Consider the following 5601-nt stretch of genomic DNA (forward strand, 5'->3'; position numbering starts at 1 on the left):
GAATAGAAAAAGGTTCATTGACATATTGGCAGACAGCGTTACTATTGCAGGATTGATCTTGTAATAGGAACAGGCCTTAAAAAGGTTAAAGTATTAAAGAATTAAGGACCGAATAAATGGGTTGGGGATTGAATTTCTTTGTTAGTGGTATTCAAGTATAGTTATATACAGACAAACGATGAAGAGTTTGATCCTGGCTCAGGATGAACGCTAGCGGCAGGCCTAACACATGCAAGTCGAACGGTAACAGGGAAAAGCTTGCTTTTCCGCTGACGAGTGGCGCACGGGTGCGCAACGCGTATAGAACCTACCTTTTACTGGAGAATAGCCCAGAGAAATTTGGATTAATGCTCCATAGTATTGTTTTGAGGCATCTTAAGATGATTAAAGGTTACGGTAAAAGATGGCTATGCGTCCTATTAGTTAGTTGGTAAGGTAACGGCTTACCAAGACGTCGATAGGTAGGGGCCCTGAGAGGGGGATCCCCCACACTGGTACTGAGACACGGACCAGACTCCTACGGGAGGCAGCAGTGAGGAATATTGGACAATGGGCGGAAGCCTGATCCAGCCATGCCGCGTGCAGGAAGACAGCCCTATGGGTTGTAAACTGCTTTTATACAGGAAGAATAAGTCCCTTGCGAGGGATGATGACGGTACTGTAAGAATAAGGACCGGCTAACTCCGTGCCAGCAGCCGCGGTAATACGGAGGGTCCGAGCGTTATCCGGAATCATTGGGTTTAAAGGGTCCGCAGGCGGGCGATTAAGTCAGGGGTGAAATGGTGCGGCTCAACCGTAGCACTGCCCTTGATACTGGTTGTCTTGAGTTATGGTGAAGTGGCCGGAATATGTAGTGTAGCGGTGAAATGCATAGATATTACATAGAACACCGATCGCGAAGGCAGGTCACTAACCATACACTGACGCTGATGGACGAAAGCGTGGGGAGCGAACAGGATTAGATACCCTGGTAGTCCACGCCGTAAACGATGGACACTAGCTGTTGGGATTTCGATCTCGGTGGCCAAGCGAAAGTGATAAGTGTCCCACCTGGGGAGTACGTTCGCAAGAATGAAACTCAAAGGAATTGACGGGGGCCCGCACAAGCGGTGGAGCATGTGGTTTAATTCGATGATACGCGAGGAACCTTACCAGGGCTTAAATGTGGATTGACAGGTTTAGAGATAGACCCTCCTTCGGGCAATTCACAAGGTGCTGCATGGTTGTCGTCAGCTCGTGCCGTGAGGTGTCAGGTTAAGTCCTATAACGAGCGCAACCCTTACCGTTAGTTGCCATCAGGTGATGCTGGGGACTCTAACGGGACTGCCGGTGCAAACCGTGAGGAAGGTGGGGACGACGTCAAATCATCACGGCCCTTACGTCCTGGGCTACACACGTGCTACAATGGCCGGTACAGAGAGCAGCCACGTCGCAAGGCGGAGCGAATCTATAAAACCGGTCACAGTTCGGATCGGGGTCTGCAACCCGACCCCGTGAAGCTGGAATCGCTAGTAATCGGATATCAGCCATGATCCGGTGAATACGTTCCCGGGCCTTGTACACACCGCCCGTCAAGCCATGGAAGCCGGGAGTGCCTGAAGTCCGTCACCGCAAGGAGCGGCCTAGGGCAAAATCGGTAACTAGGGCTAAGTCGTAACAAGGTAGCCGTACCGGAAGGTGCGGCTGGAACACCTCCTTTCTAGAGAAAGACTTGGAGCTACGACACGCAAAGGGAAGTAACCATTCCCACCCATGGTTTTTAAATCAAAGGTGCTTTAGCATTTTTAAGGACCTGTCTGCCATTATTATGATATATAGTTGATGGTTGTTGGTAAAACGATCAACAAGACACTATCAACGATCAACTAACGAAGTCTCATAGCTCAGCTGGTTAGAGCGCTACACTGATAATGTAGAGGTCGGCAGTTCGAGTCTGCCTGAGACTACTGTGGGCACCGAAGCCTTGTGCGAAGGTGGCCAAAGTTCATTGAGAGAAAAATTGGAAATTCTAGAAGTTGTGCACACTGTCAACTGTCAACTGGCAACGGCCAACTAACAGGGTGATGGGGGATTAGCTCAGCTGGCTAGAGCGCTTGATTTGCATTCAAGAGGTCACCGGTTCGACTCCGGTATTCTCCACTTTGTCCTACGAAGCCTAGTGCGGAGTAGGGCGTAATTCATGCAAAGGAAGTCTAAAGGAGAGGGAAATACTCCTTCGCCAAGGCTACGGAGCACGAAGGAACGTTCATTGACATATTGGGAAGGTTGTTATTTTTTAGTCTTTAAGGCTAAGGGATAATAACTGGGAAAACACGAAAAAACTAGAGAAAAAGGGTACGAAAGTATCCGAGCAAATAGAATACGAGGCTAAGGCGACAAGCTAAGCAAGGGCGTATGGGGGATGCCTAGGCTCCCAGAGGCGAAGAAGGACGTGATAAGCTGCGAAAATCTGCGGGGATCGGCACATACGAAATGATCCGCAGGTGTCCGAATGGGGCAACCCACTATACTGAAGGTATAGTATGCCGAAAGGTAAGCGAACCCGGTGAACTGAAACATCTAAGTAGCCGGAGGAGGAGAAAACAATAGTGATTCCGAGAGTAGTGGCGAGCGAAATCGGAAGAGTCCAAACCGATGTTGTTTCGGCAATATCGGGGTTGTAGGACCGCGACATTCGATGTATTAAGGAACTGGAACCCACTGGAAAGTGGGGCCGTAGAGGGTGATAGCCCCGTACGGGTAACTTGATATAATTGATAGCGGTATCCTGAGTAGCGCGGGGCACGTGAAACCTTGTGTGAAACCGGCGGGACCATCCGCCAAGACTAAATACTCCTGGGAGACCGATAGTGAACCAGTACCGTGAGGGAAAGGTGAAAAGAACCCCGAACAGGGGAGTGAAATAGAACCTGAAACCATACGCCTACAAGCGGTCGGAGCTGCATTTATGTGGTGACGGCGTGCCTTTTGCATAATGAGCCTACGAGTTGCCGTTACTGGCAAGGTTAAGCACTTCAGGTGCGGAGCCGGAGCGAAAGCGAGTCTGAATAGGGCGCCTAAGTCAGTAGTGGCAGACGCGAAACCGTGTGATCTACCCATGGGCAGGGTGAAGCTGTGGTAACACATAGTGGAGGCCCGAACCCGTTGACGTTGAAAAGTCTTGGGATGACCTGTGGGTAGGGGTGAAAGGCCAATCAAACTCGGAAATAGCTCGTACTCCCCGAAATGCATTTAGGTGCAGCGTGTAATTAGAGTTTTATAGAGGTAGAGCTACTGATTGGATGCGGGGGCTTCACCGCCTACCAATTCCTGACAAACTCCGAATGCTATAAAATGTTATTACGCAGTGAGGGCATGGGTGCTAAGGTCCATGTCCGAAAGGGCAACAACCCGGACCATCAGCTAAGGTCCCCAAGTGTGTGCTAAGTTGACAAAACGCGGTGGAACTGCCTAGACAGCCAGGATGTTGGCTTGGAAGCAGCCATTCATTTAAAGAGTGCGTAACAGCTCACTGGTCGAGCGGTTCTGCATGGATAATAATCGGGCATAAGCACACCACCGAAGCTATGGCCCTGTATCATGAGATACAGGGGGTAGGGGAGCATTGTAGTGCTGTTGAAGCAAGGCTGTGAGGCCTTGTGGAGGAGCTACAAACGAAAATGTAGGCATAAGTAACGATAATGCGGGCGAGAAACCCGCACGCCGAAAGACCAAGGTTTCCCCGGCCATGCTAATCAGCCGGGGGTCAGTCGGGACCTAACGCGAACCCGAAAGGGATAGTGGATGGACAAGCAGTTAATATTCTGCTACCCGCATACCGCTAAAAGTGACGTGGACGAGGAGTTGGTGCGTGCTGACGGAATAGCACGTTGAATTCTTTGTTAAGAAGGAGATAGTACGGCAAGGCTACGGCCGCGCCGATAATCCAGCGTATCGTCTACCGAGAAAAGCGAGGTATGCGGCCCGTACCGTAAACCGACACAGGTGGTTGGGATGAGTATTCTAAGGCGCTCGAGAGATTCATGGCTAAGGAACTAGGCAAAATAGACCTGTAACTTCGGGAGAAAGGTCGCCGTGTAGTATAACACTACACGGCCGCAGTGAAGAGGTCCAGGCGACTGTTTATCAAAAACACAGGGCTCTGCAAAATCGAGAGATGACGTATAGGGCCTGACACCTGCCCGGTGCCGGAAGGTTAAGGGGAGATGTTATTCCTTTTAGGATGAAGCATTGAACTGAAGCCCCGGTAAACGGCGGCCGTAACTATAACGGTCCTAAGGTAGCGAAATTCCTTGTCGGGTAAGTTCCGACCTGCACGAATGGTGCAACGATCTGGACACTGTCTCGGCCATGAGCTCGGTGAAATTGTAGTATCGGTGAAGATGCCGGTTACCCGCAGTGGGACGAAAAGACCCCGTGCACCTTTACTATAGCTTCGTATTGACCTTGGGCAACCAATGTGTAGGATAGCTGGGAGGCTTTGAAGCTGCGTCGCCAGGCGTGGTGGAGCCGTTGTTGAAATACCAGCCTTTGTTTGTCTGGGGCCTAACTCCGCGGAAGTGGAGGACAGTGCGTGGTGGGTAGTTTGACTGGGGTGGTCGCCTCCAAAAGAGTAACGGAGGCTTCTAAAGGTGCCCTCAGTACGCTTGGCAACCGTGCGTAGAGTGCAATGGCATAAGGGCGCTTGACTGTGAGACATACAGGTCGAACAGGTACGAAAGTAGAGCATAGTGATCCGGTGGTTCCGTATGGAAGGGCCATCGCTCAAAGGATAAAAGGTACGCCGGGGATAACAGGCTGATCTCCCCCAAGAGCTCACATCGACGGGGGGGTTTGGCACCTCGATGTCGGCTCGTCACATCCTGGGGCTGGAGAAGGTCCCAAGGGTTGGGCTGTTCGCCCATTAAAGTGGCACGCGAGCTGGGTTCAGAACGTCGTGAGACAGTTCGGTCTCTATCTACTGCGGGCGTTAGAAATTTGAGCGGACCTGACTCTAGTACGAGAGGACCGAGTCGGACTGACCGCTGGTGTATCGGTTGTCCCGCCAGGGGCACTGCCGAGTAGCTAAGTCGGGAAGGGATAAGCGCTGAAAGCATATAAGCGCGAAACCCGCCGCGAGATGAGATTTCTTTAAAGGGTCGTGGGAGATCACCACGTTGATAGGCCACAGGTGCAAGTGCAGTGATGTATGTAGCCGAGTGGTACTAATAGCCCGTTGAGCTTGCGCCAACGCAAGGCCTTGTAGAATTGTTTGGAGTATAATCGTAGTTTTTTTACTTGTAGTTATTTTGTGTTTTTCCCCAATATGTTAAAATATTACTCATATGTCCGCATATGAGGGTTCTAAAAGGCTAGAGAGCCAAACAAGAACCTAAAACTCGGGTGGCCATGGCGACGGGGTTCACCCCTATCCATTCCGAACAGGGAAGTTAAGTCCGTCTGCGCCGATGGTACTGCCAGACCAGGTGGGAGAGTAGGCCGCCGCCTTCTTCGAAGACCCTTCACACTAGTGTGAGGGGTCTTTTTATTTATAAGGGAATAGACCAGGTGGGAGAGCCGCTGACGAAGCCTCTGGCTCGTCAGGGTCCTGATTCGCTAAAA

2 tRNA genes and 3 rRNA genes are annotated in these 5601 nt (G+C 51.0%); all 5 read left to right on the top strand.

The features are described from left to right. Window positions 1-175: 175 nt before the first annotated feature. The 5 genes from GTQ38_RS20825 (at window position 176) to rrf (ending at window position 5490) form a co-directional block, all read left to right on the top strand. Window positions 176-1699, top strand: a 16S ribosomal RNA gene (locus tag GTQ38_RS20825). 173 nt (window positions 1700-1872) lie between these two features. Then, window positions 1873-1946, top strand: a tRNA-Ile gene (locus GTQ38_RS20830). Between the two features lie 119 nt (window positions 1947-2065). Next, window positions 2066-2139: transfer RNA gene (locus tag GTQ38_RS20835), tRNA-Ala, on the top strand. 233 nt (window positions 2140-2372) lie between these two features. Next, window positions 2373-5229: ribosomal RNA gene (locus tag GTQ38_RS20840) — 23S ribosomal RNA — on the top strand. Between the two features lie 149 nt (window positions 5230-5378). Beyond that, window positions 5379-5490: ribosomal RNA gene (gene rrf, locus GTQ38_RS20845) — 5S ribosomal RNA — on the top strand. Together the 16S, 23S and 5S rRNA genes with 2 tRNA genes alongside form the textbook arrangement of a ribosomal RNA operon. Window positions 5491-5601: the final 111 nt, after the last annotated feature.

Source organism: Poritiphilus flavus (assembly GCF_009901585.1).
In the GTDB taxonomy this organism is placed as follows: Bacteria; Bacteroidota; Bacteroidia; order Flavobacteriales; family Flavobacteriaceae; genus Poritiphilus; species Poritiphilus flavus.